The following is an 18,104-nucleotide window of genomic DNA, read 5'->3' on the forward strand; positions in this document are numbered from 1 at the left end:
CGCTCAAGGCTGCTCTATTCGCGTTCGAGGCTGTCGAGCAGGCGGTCGATCAGGGCTTGGGAAGCGCCTTGATAGGCCATCGGCTCGAACAACGCCGCAATTTTTTCCGACGAAAGATGCGCAGTGACCTGCGAATCGGCTGCGAGCACCTCGCGCAGATGCTTCTTCTCAGCGACCGCGCGCTTGCTCGCGGCCTCGATCAGATGATGCGCATCGCTCTTGCCGATCGCCTCGGCCAGCGCAAAAGTGACCGCTTCCGCCATGATCAGCCCGTGGGTCGCATCGAGATTGCTGCGCATGCGCGCGGCATCGACATCGAGACCCTCGGCGATGTCGACGATGGCGGCAAGCGCGCCGGAGGTGACCAGCATCAATTGCGGCAGCGTCGGCCATTCCGCGTGCCAAGGACCGGCGCTGCGTTCGTGGTCCTGCACCTGTGCGGCAAAAATCGTCGCTGCGAGCTGAGGCGCCATGGTCGCACAGCCCAGCGCACTTGCGGCCGCGACCGGGTTGCGCTTGTGCGGCATGGTCGAGGAGCCGCCGCGGCCTTCGCCAGCAGGCTCGAACGCTTCGCCGACATCGGTCTGCATCAGCAGCGAGACGTCGCGGGCGATCTTGCCGCAGCTGCCGGCGAGAATCGCAAAGGCTGATGCGGCTTCCGCGATGCGGTCGCGATGGGTGTGCCAGGGCGCTTCGGGCAGCGGCAGGTTCAGCTCCCGCGCCAGCCGTTCGGAAACCACGAGCCCCTTATCGCCAAGGGCTGCAAGCGTGCCGGCCGCGCCGCCGAATTGCAGTGCGAGGCCCTCGCGGGAGAGCCGCCTCAGGCGGCAGCGGGCGCGGGCAAGGCTTGCGGCGTATTCGGCGGCCTTCAGGCCGAACGGCATCGGCAGCGCGTGCTGGAGCCAGGTCCGCGCCACCATCGCCGTGTTGCGATGATTGCGCGCCAGTGCGGCAAAGCCCTTGATGGCGCGGCTGAGATCGGCGTCCAACGCATCGATGCCGGCGCGAAGCGTGAGCATGGTCGCGGTGTCGATGACGTCCTGGCTGGTCGCGCCCCAATGCACGTAGCGGGCGGCCTCTGCGTCGGCCCTGCCGACATTGGCGGTCAGCGTCTTGACCAGGGGGATCGCGAGATTGCCGGATCGTGTCGCGGCCTCGGCCAGCGCAGCCATGTCAAAGGTATCGACCTTGCACGCGGCTTCGATCGGGCCCACCGCGGACGCGGGAATCACACCCGTGGCCGCCTCGGCTCGGGCCAGGGCTGCCTCGAAATCGAGCATGTTCTGGAGGGTCGACCGGTCGTCGCAGACCGCGCGCATGGCCACGCTCGACAGCATCGGCGCGAGCAGGGGGGAGAGGGATGTGCTCATATTGTGCGGGACCTAACCACCATGGCCCGCCTGTGCCAATCCCAAACCGGCGGCGCAAGCTTTTTGCAGTTGCGAATATGCAATGCACGTGACCGAGGGGCACCCTTTCTTTTGCCGCCTCCCTGCGGTACTTGAGCAGCCCTATAGTTGCGCGATCCAAGTTCGATATCCCGGGAGGCACCCAATGGCCATGACGATGAACGGCGAAGTCCAGCTTGCGGCGCCGCGCGAGGCCGTGTGGGCCAAGCTCAACGATGCCGAGGTGCTGAAAGCCTGCATCCCCGGCTGCGAGGAGCTGGAGAAGACCGAGGATGGCGGCTTTCGTGCGACGGCGAAAATGAAGGTCGGTCCGGTGTCGGCGCGCTTCAAGGGCAAGGTCACGCTGTCCGATCTCGACCCGCCGAACGGCTACAAGATCTCCGGCGAAGGCGAGGGCGGGGTGGCCGGCTTCGCCAAGGGTGGCGCCGTGGTCAAGCTTGCGGAGAAGGACGGCGGCACTCTTTTATCCTACGAGGTCGAGGCGCAGATCGGCGGCAAGTTGGCGCAGCTCGGCCAGCGCCTGATCAACGGCGCCGCCAAGAAACTGGCCGACGAATTTTTCGCGAACTTCGCCAAGGCGGTACAGGGCTGAACGCTATCGCCTTTCGGCATGGCGCCTTGCATTCCCGGTGATGTTGCCCCGGGGCATAATGGCCCATATGATGGCCTGGAATAATTATAAGAACCGCTTCGACGGGACCCGTCGGGGCGCTGATAGAGAGTGCTTATGGCAAAAATCTCCCTCATCGTGAACGGCAATCCTGTTACGGCCAATGTCGATCCCCGCACCCTGCTGGTGCAGTTCCTGCGCGAGAATCTGCGGCTCACCGGCACCCATGTCGGCTGCGACACCTCGCAATGCGGCGCCTGCGTTGTGCATCTGGACGGCAAGGCCGTGAAGTCCTGCACCACGCTCGCCGTCATGGCCGACGGGCACGAGGTCAAGACGATCGAGGGGTTGGCCGCCGACGGCGCCCCGCTACATCCGATGCAGGAGGCCTTCCGCGAACACCATGGCCTGCAGTGCGGCTTCTGCACGCCCGGCATGATCATGACCGCGATCGACATCGTCCATCGCAAGGGCAACGAGCTCGACGACCACACCATCCGCGAGGAGCTGGAAGGCAATCTCTGCCGCTGCACCGGCTATCAGAACATCGTCACCTCGATCTCCGCCGGCGCCAAGGCGATGGCGAAATCCGATCTCGCGTAAACCTCGCGCGCACTCCGCGATCAGGACATTCAGATGTACGACTTCAAATACCATCGCCCCGGGACCGTTAGGCAGGCCGCCAACATCCTGGTCAAGAACGAAGACGCCAAGGTGATCGCCGGCGGCCACACGCTGATTCCCGTCATGAAGCAGCGCCTCGCCAGCCCGCCGCATCTGGTCGACCTCTCCCATATCGATGGGCTCAATACGATCGAGATGAAGGGCCGCGCGCTCGTGATCGGTGCCACCGCCAGGCATGCCGAGGTCGCAAGCTCGGCCATCGTCGGCGAGGCGATCCCGGCGCTCGCGAACCTTGCCAGCCAGATCGGCGATCCCGCCGTGCGTCACAAGGGCACGATCGGCGGCTCGCTCGCCAACAACGACCCGACGGCGGACTATCCGGCTGCGGTGCTCGCGCTCGGCGCCACCATCGTCACCAACAAGCGCCGCCTCAAGGCGGAGGAGTTTTTCCAGGGCCTGTTCACGACGGCGCTCGAAGCCGACGAGATCATCACCAAGGTGATGTTCCCGCTGCCGAAGAAGGCGGCCTATATCAAATTCCGCAACCAGGCCTCGCGTTACGCGCTGGTCGGTGTGTTCGTGGCGCGGCGTCCTTCCGACGTGCGGGTCGCGGTCACCGGCGCCGGCTCCGAAGGCGTATTCCGCGTCACCGCGTTCGAGGAAGCCCTGAAGAAGCGCTTCGCCGCGAAAGCGCTTGACGGCATCGAGGTGCCGGCGGACGGCCTCAACAGCGATATCCATGGCAGCGCCGAATACCGCGCGCACCTCATCGGCGTGCTGACGCGGCGTGCCCTCGACGCCGCCAACGCCAAGGAGTGAGCGATCCTCACGCCTCGGCCCAAACTTGTCCCCGGTGAGGGCGTAGCGAGACTGGCTTTTTCATGACCTCAGCGGCCAATACGCCCGGTGCCAATACTTCAGTTGTATTGCCGGCATCGGTCGATTCGATGCTCGAACTCCTGACGTCGCGCGGCTATCTCGCCGAGCGATCGCTGGCTACGGTGACCTATCTGTCGCTGCGCATGGGCCGGCCGCTGTTTCTGGAAGGCGAGGCCGGCGTCGGCAAGACCGAGATCGCAAAAGTGCTGTCGGCGGCCCTGGGGCGGAAGCTGATCCGCCTGCAGTGTTACGAAGGCCTCGACGTCTCCTCGGCGGTCTACGAGTGGAATAGCGCGGCGCAGATGATCGCGATCCGGATGGCGGAAGCCGCCGGCGACACCGATCGCGATCAATTGTCGTCCGACATTTTCGCCGATCGTTACATGATCAAGCGACCGCTGCTCCAGGCGCTCGAGCCCGACGTCGCCGGGCCGCCGGTGCTGCTGATCGACGAGCTCGACCGCGCCGACGAGGCGTTCGAGGCGTATCTGCTCGAAATCCTCAGCGACTTCCAGGTGACGATTCCCGAATTCGGCACCGTGAAGGCGCCGAGCCCGCCGATCGTCATCATCACCTCCAACCGCACCCGCGAGATCCACGACGCGCTGAAGCGGCGCTGTCTCTATCACTGGGTCGATTATCCCGACGCCGATCGCGAGCTCGCGATCGTCAAGTCGCGCGTGCCCGGCATCTCCGCAAAATTGTCGCAGCAGGTCGTGCGTTTCGTCCAGGCGCTGCGCAATCAGGATTTCTACAAGTCGCCGGGCGTCGCCGAGACCATCGATTGGGCCACCGCGCTGTCGGAGCTCGACGCCCGCTCGCTGACCCCGCAAGTGGTCGGCGACACGCTGGGCGCGCTGCTCAAATACCAGGACGACATCACGCGGATGCAGGGCGACACCTTGCAGAAGGTACTGAAGGACGCGACGAGCGAGAATTGACGCGGGCGCGTCATAACTGAGCTCGTCATTCCGGGCCCGCGTAGCGCGAACCCGGAATCCATTGGTGCGCAGAGTGAGTAGATGAATGGATTCCGGGCTCGCGCCAAGAGGCGCGCCCCGGAATGACGGCTGAGAGTGATGAAGCATGGCCATCAACCACCTTGCGCCTGAGCAAACCGAGCAATTCGCCGATAACATCGTCGGCTTCGCCCGTGCGCTGCGTTCGACGGGCATGCCGGTCGGGCCGGGTGCGGTCATCGATGCCATGAGCGCGCTTGAGGTGATCGACATCGGCAAACGCGCCGACGTCTTCACCACCCTGGAGGCGATCTTCGTCAAGCGCCACGAGCATGCGCTGATCTTCAAGCAGGCCTTCAACCTGTTCTTCCGTGCATCGGAAGAGTGGAAGCACATGCTGGATTCGGTACCGTTGCCGGAGCAGGCCAAGAAGAAGCCGCAGGCCGGCTCCCGCCGCGTCCAGGAGGCGATGTCGCAGCCGCGCATGACGGAGACGCCGCAGCACCAGGAGCAGGATTTGCGCCTGTCGGTCTCCGACAAGGAAATCCTTCAGAAGAAGGATTTTGCGCAGATGAGCGCGGCCGAGATCACCGAAGCGCTCCGCGCCGTCGAGCGGATGCGATTGCCGCAGGCCGAGCTTCTGACGCGCCGGCACCGGCCCGATGCGCGCGGGCTTCGTCTCGATTTGCGCCGTACCTTACGCGCGTCCTTGCGCACCGGCGGCGACATCATCGACATCCATCGCCTCGGGCGGATCGAGAAACCGGCGCCGATCGTCGCGCTGCTCGACATCTCGGGTTCGATGAGCGAGTACACCCGCCTGTTCCTGCATTTCCTGCATGCCATAGGGGACGCGCGAAAACGTGTCTCGGTGTTCCTGTTCGGCACCCGCCTCACCAACGTGACCCGGGCGCTGCGCCAGCGCGATCCCGACGAGGCGCTGGCGAGCTGCTCGGCCTCGGTCGAGGACTGGGCCGGTGGCACGCGGATCTCGGCCTCCCTGCACAATTTCAACAAATTGTGGGCGCGGCGCGTGCTGAGCCAGGGCGCCATCGTGCTGCTGATCTCCGACGGGCTGGAGCGGGAAGCCGATTCCAAGCTCGCCTTCGAGATGGACCGGCTGCACCGTTCCTGCCGGCGGCTGATCTGGCTCAACCCGCTGCTGCGGTTTGGCGGCTTCGAGGCCAAGGCCCAGGGTATCAAAATGATGCTGCCGCACGTTGACGAATTCCGCCCCGTACATAATTTGAGCTCGATCCAGGAGCTGATCACCACGCTCTCCCGGCCGCTGCCGCCGCATCACCGCAGCCTGATCCGCTCCGCAGCCTGAGAGGTAGCCATGCTCGATCGCGACGAGGATATTCTGAAGGCGGCGGAGGACTGGCAGAAGGCCGGCCGTGGCGTCGCGCTCGCCACCGTGGTGGAGACCTGGGGCTCGGCACCGCGCCCGGCCGGCTCGAGCCTCGTCATCAACGACGAGGGCACGTTCCTGGGGTCCGTCTCCGGCGGCTGCGTCGAGGGCGCCGTGGTCACCGAGGCCATGGATGTGATCCAGAGCGGCAAGCCCAGGATGCTGGAGTTTGGCGTTGCCGACGAGACTGCCTGGAATGTCGGGCTGTCCTGCGGCGGCACCATCCGCGTCTTCGTCGAGAAAGTCGGCTAGCCGTGAAGCTCGCAATCCTGCACGAACTCAACGCTGAGCGCGCCGCGCGCCGCCCGGTGATCCTGGTGACCGACACCGAGAGCGGCGAGCAGCGCCTGGTGAAGGCCGAGGACTTCAGTAAGGATCCTTTGCGCGCCGAGCTGGACAAGCAGCTCCGCATGGGCAAAAGCGCCAGTGTCGAGGCCGGCGGCAAGAAGCTGTTCCTCAACGTCCATGCGCCGACCGCCAAGCTCGTCATCGTCGGCGCCGTCCATATCAGTCAGGCGCTGGCGCCGCTGGCGCGCTCGCTCGGCTACGACGTCACCGTGGTCGATCCGCGCACGGCCTTTGCCAGCCCCGAGCGCTTCCCCGACGTTCCCTTGGTCGCGGAATGGCCCGACACGGCGCTGCCGCCACTCAACGTCGATGCCTACACTGCTTTCGTCGCGGTGACGCACGATCCCAAGATCGACGATCCCGCGCTGCTGCACGCCTTCGAGCGCAACTGCTTCTATATCGGCGCGCTCGGCTCGCGGAAGACGCACGCCAAACGCGGCGACCGGCTGCGGGCGCAGGGCGCCAAGGAGGCTGATATCGCGCGCATCCATGCGCCGATCGGGCTTGCGATCGGTGCGGTCTCGCCGTCCGAGATCGCGGTGTCGATCATGGCCGAGATCACGGCGGTGCTTCGCCTGCCGCCCAAAGAAAAAGAAGAAGCCGCATGAAGTTCGGCCCGGCGAGCCCCAGGGATGCGATCGGCGGGGTGACCGTGCACACCCTGCGTCAGGGACCGCTGGTGCTGAAGAAGGGCACGACGATCGGCCCTGCCGAGGTCGAGGCGCTGGAGCGCGCCGGCATCAAGGACGTCGTGGTCGTGCGGATGGAGGCGGGCGATGTCTCCGAGGACATCGCCGCCGCCAGCATCGCGCTCGCCGTCGGCGGCGATGGCATTCATGTCGAGCGCGCCTTCACCGGTCGCGCCAATCTGTTCGCCGCGCGCCCGGGCGTGCTGGTGATCGATCGCGCCGCGGTGGACCGCATCAACAATATCGACGAGGCCATTACCTTTGCCACGCTCTCCGCCTTCAAGCCGGTGGTCGAGGGCGAGATGGTCGGCACGGTCAAGATCATCCCGTTCGGCGTCGAAGAAAACCTGCGTGATGCCGCGGTGAAGGCCGCGGGTCGCGACGTTCTGAAGATCGCGCCTTACGTCATCAAGCGCGTCGGCGTGGTCTCGACGCTGCTGCCCGGCCTGTCCTCCAAGGTGATCGACAAGACGTTGCGCGTCACCGCCGAGCGGCTGGCGCCAGCCGGCGCCGGCATCATCGCCGAGCGGCGGGTTCCGCATGAGGAGCAGGCGCTCTCGGCGGCGATCAAGGAATTGCTCGGGCTCGGCGCCGAGCTCGTGATCGTGTTCGGGGCATCCGCGATCGCCGATCGTCGCGACGTGATCCCTGCGGCCGTGACCGGCATCGGCGGCGAGATCGAGCATTTCGGCATGCCGGTCGATCCGGGCAATCTGCTGCTGATTGCCCGGGCCGGCACCGTGCCGGTGCTGGGCGCGCCCGGCTGCGCGCGCTCGCCGGTCGAGAACGGCTTTGACTGGGTGCTGATGCGGCTGCTGGCCGGCATCGAGGTGACGCGGTCCGAGCTGATGGGCATGGGCGTCGGCGGCCTCCTGATGGAGATCGTCACGCGTCCGCAGCCGCGCGCAAAACCGGAGATCGAGGGCAACAACCACGTCGCGGTCATCGTACTCGCGGCGGGCCGTTCGACCCGGATGGGTGGGCCGAACAAGCTTCTCGCCGAGCTCGACGGCAAGAAGCTGGTGCGGATTGCGACCGAGCAGGCGCTGGCCTCGAAAGCATCGGAGGTCATCGTCGTCACCGGCCATCAGACCGAGCTGATCGAGCAAGCCTTGCAGGGCCTGAAGGTGCGTTTCGTCAAAAATCCGGATTTTGCCGGCGGCATCGCAAGCTCGGTCAAGGCCGGTATCGCGGCCGTTCCAGAAGCTTGCGACGGCGCTGTGGTCTGCCTCGGCGACATGCCGCTGATCGATGCCGGCCTGATTGACCGTCTCATCGACGCGTTCGCACCGGACCGCGGCAATCTCATCGTCGTGCCCGTCAGCGAGGGCCGCCGCGGCAACCCAGTGCTGTGGTCGCGCCGCTTCTTCAAGGAGTTGATGACGCTCGACGGCGATGTCGGCGCGCGTCACCTGATCGCGAAGCACACCGAGGCGGTCGCCGAAGTGCCGGTCGACGGCGAGAGCGCCTTCCTCGACATCGACACGCCGCAGGCGTTGGAAGCTGCAAGACGCGGGTGAGGCTGCGGTAGGGTGGGCAAAGGCGCACGGCGCTGTGCCCACCATCTTGCTACGAGGTGATCTGCGTTTGGTGGGCACGCTCCCGCCTACGCTCTTCGAGCTACGGCGGACAAGTCGCCTTGGCCACTCGAGAAGCCGATGTCCGCGGCTCGCCTACTTCTTGGTGTTCGATAGCTTCTCGACCCCGGCCTTCAGCTCGACACCGCTCTTCGTCAACAGGGTCTTGTCGCCGCTGTTGAACGTAAACGTGTCGGCGCCCGCGCTGATGCCGTTCCACGCGACGGTTTCCCCGAGGGACAGATACCACAATCCCTGGAATCCCGTTGAATTGTTCAATTGTCCGGTCCACACGGTGGTCGATCCACAGCCGAGGAAATTCACCGAGAAGCTGATTGCGGTACCTGTGTTGCCGTAGGCCAGCCAACCCGTCACGCCTTGCGGCTTGCCCTCGTCGCAGCTGTTCGCCGCGTTGTTGGTATAGGTCCCCGTGATGGCACCTGTCGTCGTGTTGAAGTTGGTGATGGCCAGGGTCGAGCCATACTGGTTGGTCCAGGTCCAGTTCACCGCCTGCGCCTGCGCGGGCGAAAGCCCGATGAGACAGGCCGACGCGAGCATTCCGAACAGCATTGCATTGATGTGGCGCATGGTCGCTTCCTCCGGCTCTCTGCTTGGAGCTTCACGACCTTAAATGACGCGATTGAAAAACACAACTATAAAGTGTATGTTCATGCCGCGATTCCGATGCGGCTTTTCAATCACGCGTTCACCAAGTGGAAACGACCGACGCTTAGAGTCGCCTTCACCTGCCTTGGGGGGAGGGGTTTTTCCATGGCTTCGAACGTCGTCGCGCGCCGTTGCGCGATGTTTTTCTTTGCGCTGTCCGTCTGCGTCGCGGGCGCTCGCCATATCACGGATGCTCACGCCGCCGGCGCATTTGCGGTCGGCAAGTGCGGCGCCTATGGCCAGGCCTTTGATTATGGAGCCGAGCACGAAGCGCGTGCGGCGGCGCAGAAGCAGTGCAAGGGCGATTGCACGACCGTGACGATGAAGCGCGCCTGCGCCGCGATGTCGGTCGATCTGTCCAATCCCTGCGGCGCCTATGGCTATGCCGTCAAGCCGAAGATCTCGGCCACGCTCAATGCCGCGACGCGCGAATGCTACAAATACGGCGGCAAGGAATGCGTGATCCGCGCATGGGCCTGCGACGCTAAGGGTTGATTCCTCTTGCGGTCATTCCGATGGTGCGTAGCATCGAGTCCGGAATGACAGTTGGGGAATTCAATGCAATTCGACACTAAAATCGCCGTTGTGATCCGCTCTGATCTTCAGCCCTGGCAGAAGCTCAACGTTGCCTCGTTCCTGACCAGCGGCATCGCGGCTGCGTTTCCCGACTGCATCGGCGAGCCCTATGAGGATGCGTCAGGCACGAGATATCACGCGCTGATCGGCCAACCGATCCTGATCTATGGCGCCGACGGTCCCGCATTGACGCGCGCGCTCGATCGAGCCCTGACGCGCAGCGTCAAGCCGGCGGTCTATACCGAGGACATGTTCAAGACCACGCATGATGCCGCCAATCGCGAAGCGGTGAGGGCGGTTGCGCGGCCCGATCTCAACCTCGTCGGTCTTGCCGTGCGCGCCGAGCGCAAGGTGATCGACAAGATCGTTGATGGGCTGAAGTTTCATAGTTGACGTGAACGCGCGCGGTCTTGCGCGCGCTTCCACTTGCGATGCCTTACCCCGGCGGCATGCCAGCGAATTTCGGCAAGTCCGGGTCAAGACGATCCCAGGCATGTCCGCGCGCGGCGTAAGTCACCACTTGCGGCGCGTAGCGGGCGGGTTCGTCGAGGCTTGCGGCGCGGATGGTGAAGATGTCGGGCATGGCCGCGAAGGTCAGATAAACAGGCAAGCCGCACTGGGCGCAGAAACCGCGTGTTTTCACGTTGCCGCTGTCGCCGACCATGTCCCAATGCTTCGCCTCGCCGGTAAGCGTGACGCCGGCGCGCGCGAAGGTCATGTACGAGCCGTGGCCGCTGCCGCTTTCGCGCTGGCAGTCCCCGCATTGGCAGTGATTGCTGAATAGGGGCTCGCTGGCGATCGAATAGCGGATCGCGCCGCAGGCGCAGCCGCCGGTAAAGGGCTTGGTCATGCGATAACTCCTTACTTGTCTTCGCCGCTGATCTCGTCGAGCTGGCGGACGACCTTCTTCCAGCCGCCGCTCATGCCCGTGTAGGCCGACTCGTTCCTGGGTATGACGAAGCCCGCATGAACCAGACGGATCCGCGTGCCGGCCTCGACCGGGGTGAGGGACCACGTCACGACAGTGTCGAGCGGCGCGCCGTAGCCGGTGTTGCGCTCATCGCCGCCCTTCCAAGCGTAGACGAGGCGCCGGTTCGGCATGACTTCAAGGACGCGACAATGGATGACGCCATCCCAGGCGCCGCCCGGCGTGGTCTGGTAGGTGAAAGTGTTGCCTTCGACCGCCTCGAAACCGGTCGGCGGCATCAGCCAGCGCGCGATGAGCTGGGCACTGGTCAGCGCCTTCCAGATCGTCTCCGGCGCGTGAGGGAGCACCTCGTCGAGGACGATGTCTTTTGTCTCGGCTTTCAATTCAAGAGCACTCACGGATCGATCTCCTTCAAGAGGTCACGCAGGTTCTGGAAGCGCTCGCGCCAGAACACGCCGTAATGGTCCATCCAGGAGACCAACGGTTCGAGGCCTTGCGGCGCGGCACGGTAATAGACGTTGCGGCCCTCGGCACGCTCGGCGACGAGGCCGGCCTGCTTGAGGGACTTCAAGTGTTGCGAGATCGCGCCTTGCGTCACGCCGCTTCCGCGCGTGAGCTCGGCGACGCTGATCTCTTTGCTCTCGAAGACGCGCTCGAACACCGCGCGCCGGGTGGGATCGGCGAGAGCGCGCATCACGGTGGTGACGGGATTTGGGGCGGCTTCGATCATGGGGATTAGATTAGTATATACTAATGAATTAGTCAAGGCTAATTTATTGGTCTGATTGGGTCTGTAGTCCTGTCTTGACAGTGACTGACCGGTCAGTCATATCGTCAAAATGACCAGGAAGCCGACCAAACCCGCCGCTCCGTCCACAGATCGCGCCAACGCAAAGGCCTCTGCAAGCGCTGGCAACGACGCGGCGCCCGCGCCGAGCCGCGCCACCCGCGCGGCGGAGCGGCGCGCGGCGATCGTGGATGCCGCGATGGAGGAATTCATCGCGCGGGGCTTTGCCGCCACGCGGCTCGACGACATCGCGAAGCGCGCGGGTGTCGCCAAGGGCACCATCTACCTGCACTTCAAGGACAAGGAATCGATGTTCGAGGAGCTGGTGCGGACCGTGATCGTGCCTGTTGTGGCGCGGTTGACGGCATTGCCGCCGCCGGCGGGCTCGGTGCGTGATCTCGTCGAGACGTTTGCCAGCAACTTCCTCAAGGAGGTGATCGGCACCAGACGCGGCGATCTCGTGCGCCTGATCGTGGCCGAGGGACCGCGCTTTCCGTCCGTGGCCGATTTCTACTACCGCGAGGTCGTCTCGCGCGGGTTGGCCGCCATGCGCGCCCTGATCGAGCTCGGCATTGCCCGCGGCGAAATCCGCCAGAAGAACCTGGCGCATTACCCGCAGATCCTGGTCGCACCCGCGATGATCGCGGTGATCTGGCAGAGCCTGTTTGCGCGGCACGCGCCGCTCGACGCCCAGGACATGCTGCGCGTTCATCTCGATTTGATTTTTGGCGAACGGAGGACGACATGAGGTCGTCGCAAGCAATTTCTGTATTCACATTGATCGCGGTCCTCGCGACCGGTCTTGCCGGCTGCAAGGAGAAGCGCGAGCCCGGCTTCCAGGGCTGGGTTGAGGCTGACATGATCTTCGTCAGCCCGGACGAGGCGGGCCGCGTGACCAAGCTGAACATCCGCGAGGGCGACGAGGTCAAGGTCGGCGATCACCTCTATTCCGTCGACGACGATCTCCAGCTTGCCGATCTCAACCAGAACAAGGCGACGCTTGCCAACGCGCAGCAGACCTATGACCGCGCGGCCTCGCTGAGCAAGACCGGCTCGGGCACGCAGGCCAATCTCGACTCGGCCGTCTCCGCCTTGCGCGTCGCGGAGGCCCGGGTGGCGACGTCGGAGACGCGCTTGTCGCGGCGCAAGGGCTTTGCGCCCGTGGCTGGTACCATCCAGCAGATCTATTTTCGCGAGGGCGAGATGGTGGCAGCGCAGCGGCCGGTGCTCTCGATCATGCCGCCTGGCAATATGAAGCTGCGCTTCTTCGTGCCGGAGACCGAGCTGCCGAAGCTCGCGATCGGCGACACGGTGCGGATCGCGTGCGACAATTGCGCCGCCGATCTCACGGCAAAGATCTACTTCATCGCGACTTCTGCCGAATACACCCCGCCTGTCATCTACAGCCTCGAGGAGCGCAACAAGCTCGTCTACCTGATCCAGGCGCGGCCGTCGCGCCCCGATGCGCTGCGTGTCGGACAACCCATCGACGTCCATCTCAATCCAAAAACTCCCGTGGCGGACAAGCGATGAACGGCGGCAATGGCATTGCGATCGACGTCAAGGGCCTGACCAAGTCGTTCGGCGGCCGCGAGGTCGTGCACGATCTGTCGATGCAGGTGAAGCGCGGCTCGATCTACGGCTTCCTCGGCCCGAACGGCTCGGGCAAGACGACGACCATCCGCATCCTCTGCGGCCTGCTCACGCCCGACAGCGGTGAGGGCACCTGCCTCGGCTACGACATCCTGAAGGACGCGGAAAAGATCAAGCGCCAGGTCGGTTACATGACTCAGCGCTTCAGCCTTTATCAGGACCTGTCGGTGCGCGAGAATCTCGAATTCGTCGCGCGGCTTTATGGTCTTGCCGATGCGCGCGGCGCCGCGCGCGACATGATCAAGCGGATCGGGCTCTCGGGGCGCGAGGAACAGCTCGCCGGCGAACTCTCCGGCGGCTGGAAGCAGCGGCTGGCGTTGGGCGCCTGCACATTGCCCAGTCCTAAACTGCTGCTGCTGGACGAGCCGACCGCCGGCGTCGACCCGAAGGCGCGGCGCGATTTCTGGAACGAGATTCATGCACTGGCGGCAGACGGTCTCACCGTGCTGGTCTCGACACACTACATGGACGAGGCCGAGCGCTGCCACGAGATCGCCTACATCGCCTATGGCCATCTGCTCGTGCACGGCACCGTCGACGAGGTGATCGCGAAATCCGCGTTGACGACCTACACCGTGACGGGCGAGGACCTGAACGAACTCACCGCTGCGCTCACCGGCAAGCCGGGAATTGACATGGTGGCGCCGTTCGGCACGTCGCTGCACGTCTCCGGCCGCGACGTCGCCGCGCTCGAAGCCAGCATCGCGCCGTGGCGCGAGAAAAGCGGGCTGCACTGGCATCAATCATCGCCGTCACTGGAAGACGTGTTCATCGAATTGATGGGCCGTTCCAAGGATAATTTCCAATGACGGCCGTCGATCGTCCCGAGCCCCAGCACGCGATCCGGGAGCGCTTCGGCTTCTGGAGGCGCTCCTATGCGATGCTGATCAAGGAGTTCATTCAGCTCAGGCGCGACCGGGTGTCGTTTGCGATGATCGTAATGCTGCCGGTGATGCAGCTGCTCCTGTTCGGCTATGCCATCAACACCACGCCGCACAATCTGCCGAGCGCGGTGCTGCTCCAGGAGGACTCCGATCTCGCCCGCTCGATCCTGAAGGCGCTGGAGAACACCGCCTATTTTCGTTTCATCTACGAAGTGCACGACGTCGACGATTTCGACAATCTCCTGAAGTCAGGCAAGGTTCTGTTCGGCGTCGAGATCCCGCGCGGCTTCGAGCGGGCAGTGCGGCGCGGCGATAGACCGGCGCTGCTGGTCGCGGCCGACGCCACCGATCCAGTGGCGGCGAGCGCGGCGATCGGCTCGCTCGGCATGGTCGTGCAGACCGCGCTCAAGCACGATCTCTACATCGGAGATCCTCCGGAGATGCCGTTCGAGATCCGCGCGCACGCCCGCTACAACCCCGCCGCCGCATCGAGCCTCAACATCGTGCCGGGCCTCGTCGGCACCATCCTCACCATGACCATGCTGATCTTCACCGCGCTCTCGGTCACGCGCGAGGTCGAGCGCGGCACGATGGAGAGCCTGCTGTCGATGCCGATCAGGCCGGTCGAGGTGATGTTCGGCAAGATCATCCCTTACGTGCTGGTCGGGTTCGTGCAGGCGTTCCTCATCATCGGCATCGAGGTCGGCCTGTTCGGCGTGCCGGTGCTCGGTAATCTGTTCCTGCTGGCGCTGCTCTCGACGCTGTTCATCACGACCAATCTGGCGATCGGGTATACGATCTCGACGCTGGTGCAGAACCAGCTCCAGGCGATGCAGATGTCGATGATGTTCTTCCTGCCGAGCATCTTGCTGTCCGGCTTCATGTTCCCGTTTGCCGGGATGCCGGCCTGGGCGCAATATGTCGGCGAGTGCCTGCCATTGACGCATTATCTGCGCATCGTCCGCGCCATCATGCTGAAGGGCGCGAGCATGCAAAATTTGCGTTTCGACGCGTTGGCGCTGGCGGTCTTGATGCTGCTCGCCATGACCATCGCCGTGACGCGCTTCCGCCGCACGCTGGATTGAGGCAAGATGCCCCGGAATCAAGGGGGCGGAATGGTCAGTTTTGCGAGCAGGAAGGCCCGGCAGCATGCCGTGGTGTCCGAAGACTTCGAGCGCGAGCTGACGCGCGAAGTGCTGCGCACCGAGCTCGTGCGGGTGAGGGCGCTGATCACGACGGGCTGCGTCATCGTCGTGTTCCTCACCGCGATCTATCTGGTCGATTCCTCCGTGGTGCAGCGGGTCTGGCGCGGCACGGAGGGGCTTGCCGAGGTCTATGGTCTCCTGACCGGCTTCATCCTGTTCGAAGTCTGGGTTCACAGCCAGATCAGGCGAAACCTCAAGCTCGACCGCGATCTGCCGGTGATCCGGCGCTATATCGGCGCGCTGATCGAGACGTCGCTGCCGACCGTCATCCTGATCCTGCAGATCCGCAGCATGGGCGCGAGCCAGGCGCTCGGCTTCGTCGTGCCGCTGATCTATTTCATTTTCGTTATCCTTTCGACCCTGCGGCTGGACTTCTGGCTGTCCACCTTCACCGGCTTCGTCGCTGCGGGTGAGTTGCTCATTGTGGCGCTGATCTTCGATCCCGCCAGCGGGAGCGGCGAGCCGCAGATCTATTTCCACGCGGTGCGAAGCACCATCATCCTGATCTGCGGCGTGCTTGCAGGCGCGGTCGGTGCGCAGCTCCGCCGCCAGTTCGCCGCGAGCATTGCCGCAGCGACCGCGCGCGACCGGGTGACCAACCTGTTCGGTCAGCACGTTTCGCCGCAGGTGGTGGAGCGGCTGATGGCGGCGGGGACGAGCGCCGCCGGCGACCTCCGTCGCGTTGCCGTGATGTTCGTCGATTTTCGCGGCTTCACCGCGGGCGCGCAGTCGCGAACTCCGCAGGAGGTGGTCGACCGGCTCGACGGCGCCTTCGCCGTTCTGGTCGACATTCTCGACCGCGAGGGTGGCATCGTGAACAAGTTTTTGGGCGACGGCTTTCTCGCCCTGTTCGGTGCGCCGCTGGAGACTTCCGACGCCGCGCACCGTGCGGTCGCCGCGGGCCGCGAGATGCTGACCGCGATGGAGCGCATCAACGCGCAGACGAGCTGGCCGCTCAGAATCGGCATCGGCATCCATTTCGGCGAGGTCGTCGCCGGCAATATCGGCTCGCCTCGGCGCAAGGAATACACCGTCATCGGCGACACCGTGAACTTTGCCTCCCGCCTCGAAGCGCTGAACAAGGAGTTCGGCTCGCAGCTCCTGATCTCCGCGGCCGTCCGCGAGGTGCTGGGCGAGGACGGCAGCGATGCCGTCGCGCTCGGCGAGGTCGAGGTGCGCGGCTATGAGCAGAAGGTGGCGGTGTTTCAATTGGGGTAAGGGCCGCCTCCTGCGTCTTCAAATGTGAGTCGCGCTTCGTTGAAGCGGGTCGCGTTTCGTTGAAGGCGCGTGATGAAATATCTCCGCTCGCTTTCGGGCCTTGCATTGTGGAAGCCGCTTCTCGACTTCCGACGCGTCACCGCGATTGCTCCGATTGCACTCAATTTTGGGGCATGACGGACGATATCGCCGGCTTGTAGAGTGCCGGCGACGCGGCCGATTGCGGCTGCGATTGCGTAAGGGAATGAAGATGCAGCGCCGCTACATCACCGTCGACGTGTTCACCGACCGCGCCTTCGGCGGCAACCAGCTCGCCGTGGTGCTCGATGCCGGCGGGTTGTCGACCACGCAAATGCAGTCGATCGCGACCGAGTTCAACTATTCCGAGACGACCTTCGTGCTGCCGCCGCGTGACAAGGCGAATGATGCCGAGGTGCGCATCTTCACGCCGGTGCTGGAGATCGCCTTTGCCGGTCATCCCAATGTCGGCACAGCCTTCGTGCTGGCGTCGTTGACGAAGGAGCCGAAACCGCGCCTGCTGTTCGAGGAGAAGGCCGGGCTCGTGCCGGTGGAGATCGTGCGGGAGCAGGGCCGGGTGGTCAGAACCGAGCTGACCGCGCCGCAGCCGCTCGCACGGTATGCGCCGCTGTCACCTGCTGAAGCCGCGAGTTGCATCTCGCTCGGCGCGGATGATGTCAAGACCGACAACCACGCACCGCATGTCGTCACCGTCGGAAACGCGTTTCTGGTGATGGAGCTGCATTCGCGCGAGGCGCTGAAGCGGGCCCGGCCGGATGCTGCGGCCTATGGCAAGATGTTGCCGCGCGATGGCGCCCGCTCTGTATGGTTCTATACCCGCGACGTGCCCGCGGCGGAGGCGCCGTGCGAGCGGCAGGCGCGGATGTTCATGCGCGGCGCCAGCGGCCTCACCGAGGACCCCGCCACCGGCAGCGCAACGGTCGCGGCCGCCGCGCTGTTCGCCGATCTCGATCCTATCCGCGAGGGCGAGTTGAAGCTCACGGTCGGCCAGGGTTTTGACATGGGCCGGCCCAGTATCCTGCAGACGCGCGTGCGCAAGCAGGACGGCAAGATCGTCTCGGCCCATGTCGGCGGGCAATGCGTGCAGATGATGGAAGGGACGTTTAAGCTGGCGGGAGAAGGGTAGCTCTCTATTCCCGGCTAGGACGGAGAGAGTCGTTCAGGCCTGCCTTCCCGCCAGATTCTTCACTGCCACCCCATCGCGCTCCTCGATGATCTCAGCGATCATCTGGCGGTGGCAGTGGGTGTGATCGCGCTCGTAGCAAAGCAGACAGACGGGACCTGCTTTCTTCACCAGCGCCGAGAGCTCGTCCATCTGCTCCCTGGCCTCCGGCGTCTTCAGGTGCTTTGAGAAAACCTTCTCCAGCACATCGTATTGCCCGCTGCGGGCGGCGAGGCGGCCTTCCTTGGGCGTTCCGAGCGCGGCGAGGTGGACATAGGCGATGCCGCGTTCATCGAGGCCTGCGGCGAGCTGCCTCTTGGAAAAGCCGGGCCGGCGCGATGACGTCACCGCGCGCACGTCGACGACGAGCTTGACGCCGGATTGCTCCAACTCGTCGAGCACTGCCTTGGGCGGCGTCTGCTCATAGCCGATGGTGAAGAGCTTTTTGGCCTTTGCCATGAGACACCTTTAGTGAAATAC

At 64.6% G+C, this 18,104-nt stretch carries 22 protein-coding genes; 16 read left to right on the forward strand and 6 right to left on the reverse strand.

Translation table 11 applies throughout. The features are described from left to right. Positions 1 to 14: 14 nt before the first annotated feature. Positions 15 to 1,370, reverse strand: coding sequence for a 3-carboxy-cis,cis-muconate cycloisomerase (locus ACVIN2_RS36110; RefSeq protein WP_456769259.1), 1,356 nt, complete (start codon positions 1,368 to 1,370; stop codon positions 15 to 17). A gap of 184 nt (positions 1,371 to 1,554) precedes the next feature. Here ACVIN2_RS36110 and ACVIN2_RS36115 point away from each other — a divergent pair, with 184 nt between their 5' ends. The 8 genes from ACVIN2_RS36115 to ACVIN2_RS36150 all read left to right on the forward strand — a co-directional run bounded on the left by ACVIN2_RS36115 (position 1,555) and on the right by ACVIN2_RS36150 (position 8,449). Beyond that, positions 1,555 to 2,001 (forward strand): SRPBCC family protein, encoded by a 447-nt coding sequence (locus ACVIN2_RS36115; RefSeq protein ID WP_007602417.1) that lies wholly within the window; start codon positions 1,555 to 1,557, stop codon positions 1,999 to 2,001. Positions 2,002 to 2,136: 135 nt separating this feature from the next. Next, positions 2,137 to 2,622, forward strand: coding sequence for a (2Fe-2S)-binding protein (locus ACVIN2_RS36120; protein ID WP_007602418.1), 486 nt, complete (start codon positions 2,137 to 2,139; stop codon positions 2,620 to 2,622). A gap of 33 nt (positions 2,623 to 2,655) precedes the next feature. Beyond that, positions 2,656 to 3,462: an FAD binding domain-containing protein gene (locus tag ACVIN2_RS36125; protein ID WP_027567711.1), complete on the forward strand. Its 807-nt coding sequence runs from the start codon at positions 2,656 to 2,658 to the stop codon at positions 3,460 to 3,462. A gap of 62 nt (positions 3,463 to 3,524) precedes the next feature. Then, a complete protein-coding gene (locus tag ACVIN2_RS36130; protein ID WP_456769260.1) occupies positions 3,525 to 4,463 on the forward strand; it encodes an AAA family ATPase in 939 nt (312 codons plus the stop codon). Between the two features lie 145 nt (positions 4,464 to 4,608). Further along, entirely contained in the window at positions 4,609 to 5,811 is a 1,203-nt protein-coding gene (locus tag ACVIN2_RS36135) for a vWA domain-containing protein (RefSeq protein WP_456769261.1), read from the forward strand. A 9-nt stretch (positions 5,812 to 5,820) separates the two neighbouring features. Continuing rightward, positions 5,821 to 6,144 (forward strand): XdhC family protein, encoded by a 324-nt coding sequence (locus ACVIN2_RS36140; protein ID WP_007602422.1) that lies wholly within the window; start codon positions 5,821 to 5,823, stop codon positions 6,142 to 6,144. A 2-nt stretch (positions 6,145 to 6,146) separates the two neighbouring features. After that, positions 6,147 to 6,848, forward strand: a complete 702-nt coding sequence (locus ACVIN2_RS36145) for an XdhC family protein (protein ID WP_456769262.1) — start codon at positions 6,147 to 6,149, stop codon at positions 6,846 to 6,848. Beyond that, on the forward strand, positions 6,845 to 8,449 hold the full coding sequence (locus ACVIN2_RS36150) for an NTP transferase domain-containing protein (RefSeq protein WP_456769263.1): 1,605 nt from the start codon (positions 6,845 to 6,847) through the stop codon (positions 8,447 to 8,449). The genes ACVIN2_RS36145 and ACVIN2_RS36150 overlap by 4 nt, the downstream gene beginning before the upstream one ends. 153 nt (positions 8,450 to 8,602) lie before the next feature. Here the strand turns inward: ACVIN2_RS36150 and ACVIN2_RS36155 are convergent, their stop codons facing one another. Then, positions 8,603 to 9,094, reverse strand: a complete 492-nt coding sequence (locus ACVIN2_RS36155) for an avidin/streptavidin family protein (RefSeq protein ID WP_456769264.1) — start codon at positions 9,092 to 9,094, stop codon at positions 8,603 to 8,605. Between the two features lie 183 nt (positions 9,095 to 9,277). On the opposite strand from ACVIN2_RS36155, the gene ACVIN2_RS36160 reads away from it, so the two are divergent. Beyond that, positions 9,278 to 9,667, forward strand: coding sequence for a DUF4189 domain-containing protein (locus ACVIN2_RS36160; protein WP_007611990.1), 390 nt, complete (start codon positions 9,278 to 9,280; stop codon positions 9,665 to 9,667). Positions 9,668 to 9,730: 63 nt separating this feature from the next. Continuing rightward, a complete protein-coding gene (locus ACVIN2_RS36165; protein WP_456769265.1) occupies positions 9,731 to 10,141 on the forward strand; it encodes a DUF2000 family protein in 411 nt (136 codons plus the stop codon). A gap of 43 nt (positions 10,142 to 10,184) precedes the next feature. Here ACVIN2_RS36165 and ACVIN2_RS36170 read toward each other — a convergent pair whose 3' ends face one another. Genes ACVIN2_RS36170 through ACVIN2_RS36180 form a run of 3 tightly spaced genes read right to left on the reverse strand, consistent with a single transcriptional unit; the run spans position 10,185 to position 11,406 of the window. After that, positions 10,185 to 10,598 (reverse strand): GFA family protein, encoded by a 414-nt coding sequence (locus ACVIN2_RS36170; protein ID WP_456769266.1) that lies wholly within the window; start codon positions 10,596 to 10,598, stop codon positions 10,185 to 10,187. Positions 10,599 to 10,609: 11 nt separating this feature from the next. Further along, positions 10,610 to 11,074 (reverse strand): SRPBCC family protein, encoded by a 465-nt coding sequence (locus tag ACVIN2_RS36175; RefSeq protein ID WP_247437540.1) that lies wholly within the window; start codon positions 11,072 to 11,074, stop codon positions 10,610 to 10,612. Then, positions 11,071 to 11,406, reverse strand: a complete 336-nt coding sequence (locus ACVIN2_RS36180) for an ArsR/SmtB family transcription factor (RefSeq protein ID WP_007611986.1) — start codon at positions 11,404 to 11,406, stop codon at positions 11,071 to 11,073. The genes ACVIN2_RS36175 and ACVIN2_RS36180 overlap by 4 nt, the downstream gene beginning before the upstream one ends. Positions 11,407 to 11,515: 109 nt before the next feature. Here ACVIN2_RS36180 and ACVIN2_RS36185 point away from each other — a divergent pair, with 109 nt between their 5' ends. The 6 genes from ACVIN2_RS36185 (at position 11,516) to ACVIN2_RS36210 (ending at position 17,588) form a co-directional block, all read left to right on the forward strand. Continuing rightward, a complete protein-coding gene (locus ACVIN2_RS36185; protein WP_456769267.1) occupies positions 11,516 to 12,211 on the forward strand; it encodes a TetR/AcrR family transcriptional regulator in 696 nt (231 codons plus the stop codon). Next, a complete protein-coding gene (locus ACVIN2_RS36190) occupies positions 12,208 to 12,996 on the forward strand; it encodes an HlyD family secretion protein (protein ID WP_456769268.1) in 789 nt (262 codons plus the stop codon). Before ACVIN2_RS36185 ends, ACVIN2_RS36190 begins: the two co-directional genes overlap by 4 nt. Further along, positions 12,993 to 13,925 (forward strand): ABC transporter ATP-binding protein, encoded by a 933-nt coding sequence (locus ACVIN2_RS36195; RefSeq protein WP_456769269.1) that lies wholly within the window; start codon positions 12,993 to 12,995, stop codon positions 13,923 to 13,925. The genes ACVIN2_RS36190 and ACVIN2_RS36195 overlap by 4 nt, the downstream gene beginning before the upstream one ends. Beyond that, complete coding sequence (locus ACVIN2_RS36200) at positions 13,922 to 15,085, forward strand: ABC transporter permease (RefSeq protein WP_456769270.1); 1,164 nt, start codon at positions 13,922 to 13,924, stop codon at positions 15,083 to 15,085. Before ACVIN2_RS36195 ends, ACVIN2_RS36200 begins: the two co-directional genes overlap by 4 nt. A gap of 30 nt (positions 15,086 to 15,115) precedes the next feature. After that, positions 15,116 to 16,423, forward strand: a complete 1,308-nt coding sequence (locus tag ACVIN2_RS36205; protein ID WP_456769271.1) for an adenylate/guanylate cyclase domain-containing protein — start codon at positions 15,116 to 15,118, stop codon at positions 16,421 to 16,423. 250 nt (positions 16,424 to 16,673) lie between these two features. Next, complete coding sequence (locus ACVIN2_RS36210; protein WP_456769272.1) at positions 16,674 to 17,588, forward strand: PhzF family phenazine biosynthesis protein; 915 nt, start codon at positions 16,674 to 16,676, stop codon at positions 17,586 to 17,588. A 33-nt stretch (positions 17,589 to 17,621) separates the two neighbouring features. Here ACVIN2_RS36210 and ACVIN2_RS36215 read toward each other — a convergent pair whose 3' ends face one another. After that, positions 17,622 to 18,083, reverse strand: coding sequence for a DUF488 domain-containing protein (locus tag ACVIN2_RS36215; RefSeq protein ID WP_247362341.1), 462 nt, complete (start codon positions 18,081 to 18,083; stop codon positions 17,622 to 17,624). Positions 18,084 to 18,104 lie beyond the last annotated feature (21 nt).

The sequence above is a fragment of the Bradyrhizobium sp. USDA 3650 genome, from assembly GCF_054057395.1.

What these genes read in the sequence shown, in the direction of transcription:
- ACVIN2_RS36210 (WP_456769272.1), top strand. Translation starts at nt 16,674, where the DNA reads ATGCAGCGCCGCTACATCACCGTCGACGTGTTCACCGACCGCGCCTTC.
- ACVIN2_RS36120 (WP_007602418.1), top strand. Translation starts at nt 2,137, where the DNA reads ATGGCAAAAATCTCCCTCATCGTGAACGGCAATCCTGTTACGGCCAAT.
- ACVIN2_RS36140 (WP_007602422.1), top strand. Translation starts at nt 5,821, where the DNA reads ATGCTCGATCGCGACGAGGATATTCTGAAGGCGGCGGAGGACTGGCAG.
- ACVIN2_RS36190 (WP_456769268.1), top strand. Translation starts at nt 12,208, where the DNA reads ATGAGGTCGTCGCAAGCAATTTCTGTATTCACATTGATCGCGGTCCTC.
- ACVIN2_RS36115 (WP_007602417.1), top strand. Translation starts at nt 1,555, where the DNA reads ATGGCCATGACGATGAACGGCGAAGTCCAGCTTGCGGCGCCGCGCGAG.
- ACVIN2_RS36170 (WP_456769266.1), bottom strand. Translation starts at nt 10,598, where the DNA reads ATGACCAAGCCCTTTACCGGCGGCTGCGCCTGCGGCGCGATCCGCTAT.
- ACVIN2_RS36135 (WP_456769261.1), top strand. Translation starts at nt 4,609, where the DNA reads ATGGCCATCAACCACCTTGCGCCTGAGCAAACCGAGCAATTCGCCGAT.
- ACVIN2_RS36180 (WP_007611986.1), bottom strand. Translation starts at nt 11,406, where the DNA reads ATGATCGAAGCCGCCCCAAATCCCGTCACCACCGTGATGCGCGCTCTC.
- ACVIN2_RS36110 (WP_456769259.1), bottom strand. Translation starts at nt 1,370, where the DNA reads ATGAGCACATCCCTCTCCCCCCTGCTCGCGCCGATGCTGTCGAGCGTG.
- ACVIN2_RS36165 (WP_456769265.1), top strand. Translation starts at nt 9,731, where the DNA reads ATGCAATTCGACACTAAAATCGCCGTTGTGATCCGCTCTGATCTTCAG.
- ACVIN2_RS36185 (WP_456769267.1), top strand. Translation starts at nt 11,516, where the DNA reads ATGACCAGGAAGCCGACCAAACCCGCCGCTCCGTCCACAGATCGCGCC.
- ACVIN2_RS36160 (WP_007611990.1), top strand. Translation starts at nt 9,278, where the DNA reads ATGGCTTCGAACGTCGTCGCGCGCCGTTGCGCGATGTTTTTCTTTGCG.
- ACVIN2_RS36155 (WP_456769264.1), bottom strand. Translation starts at nt 9,094, where the DNA reads ATGCGCCACATCAATGCAATGCTGTTCGGAATGCTCGCGTCGGCCTGT.
- ACVIN2_RS36130 (WP_456769260.1), top strand. Translation starts at nt 3,525, where the DNA reads ATGACCTCAGCGGCCAATACGCCCGGTGCCAATACTTCAGTTGTATTG.
- ACVIN2_RS36205 (WP_456769271.1), top strand. Translation starts at nt 15,116, where the DNA reads ATGGTCAGTTTTGCGAGCAGGAAGGCCCGGCAGCATGCCGTGGTGTCC.
- ACVIN2_RS36215 (WP_247362341.1), bottom strand. Translation starts at nt 18,083, where the DNA reads ATGGCAAAGGCCAAAAAGCTCTTCACCATCGGCTATGAGCAGACGCCG.
- ACVIN2_RS36195 (WP_456769269.1), top strand. Translation starts at nt 12,993, where the DNA reads ATGAACGGCGGCAATGGCATTGCGATCGACGTCAAGGGCCTGACCAAG.
- ACVIN2_RS36150 (WP_456769263.1), top strand. Translation starts at nt 6,845, where the DNA reads ATGAAGTTCGGCCCGGCGAGCCCCAGGGATGCGATCGGCGGGGTGACC.
- ACVIN2_RS36200 (WP_456769270.1), top strand. Translation starts at nt 13,922, where the DNA reads ATGACGGCCGTCGATCGTCCCGAGCCCCAGCACGCGATCCGGGAGCGC.
- ACVIN2_RS36125 (WP_027567711.1), top strand. Translation starts at nt 2,656, where the DNA reads ATGTACGACTTCAAATACCATCGCCCCGGGACCGTTAGGCAGGCCGCC.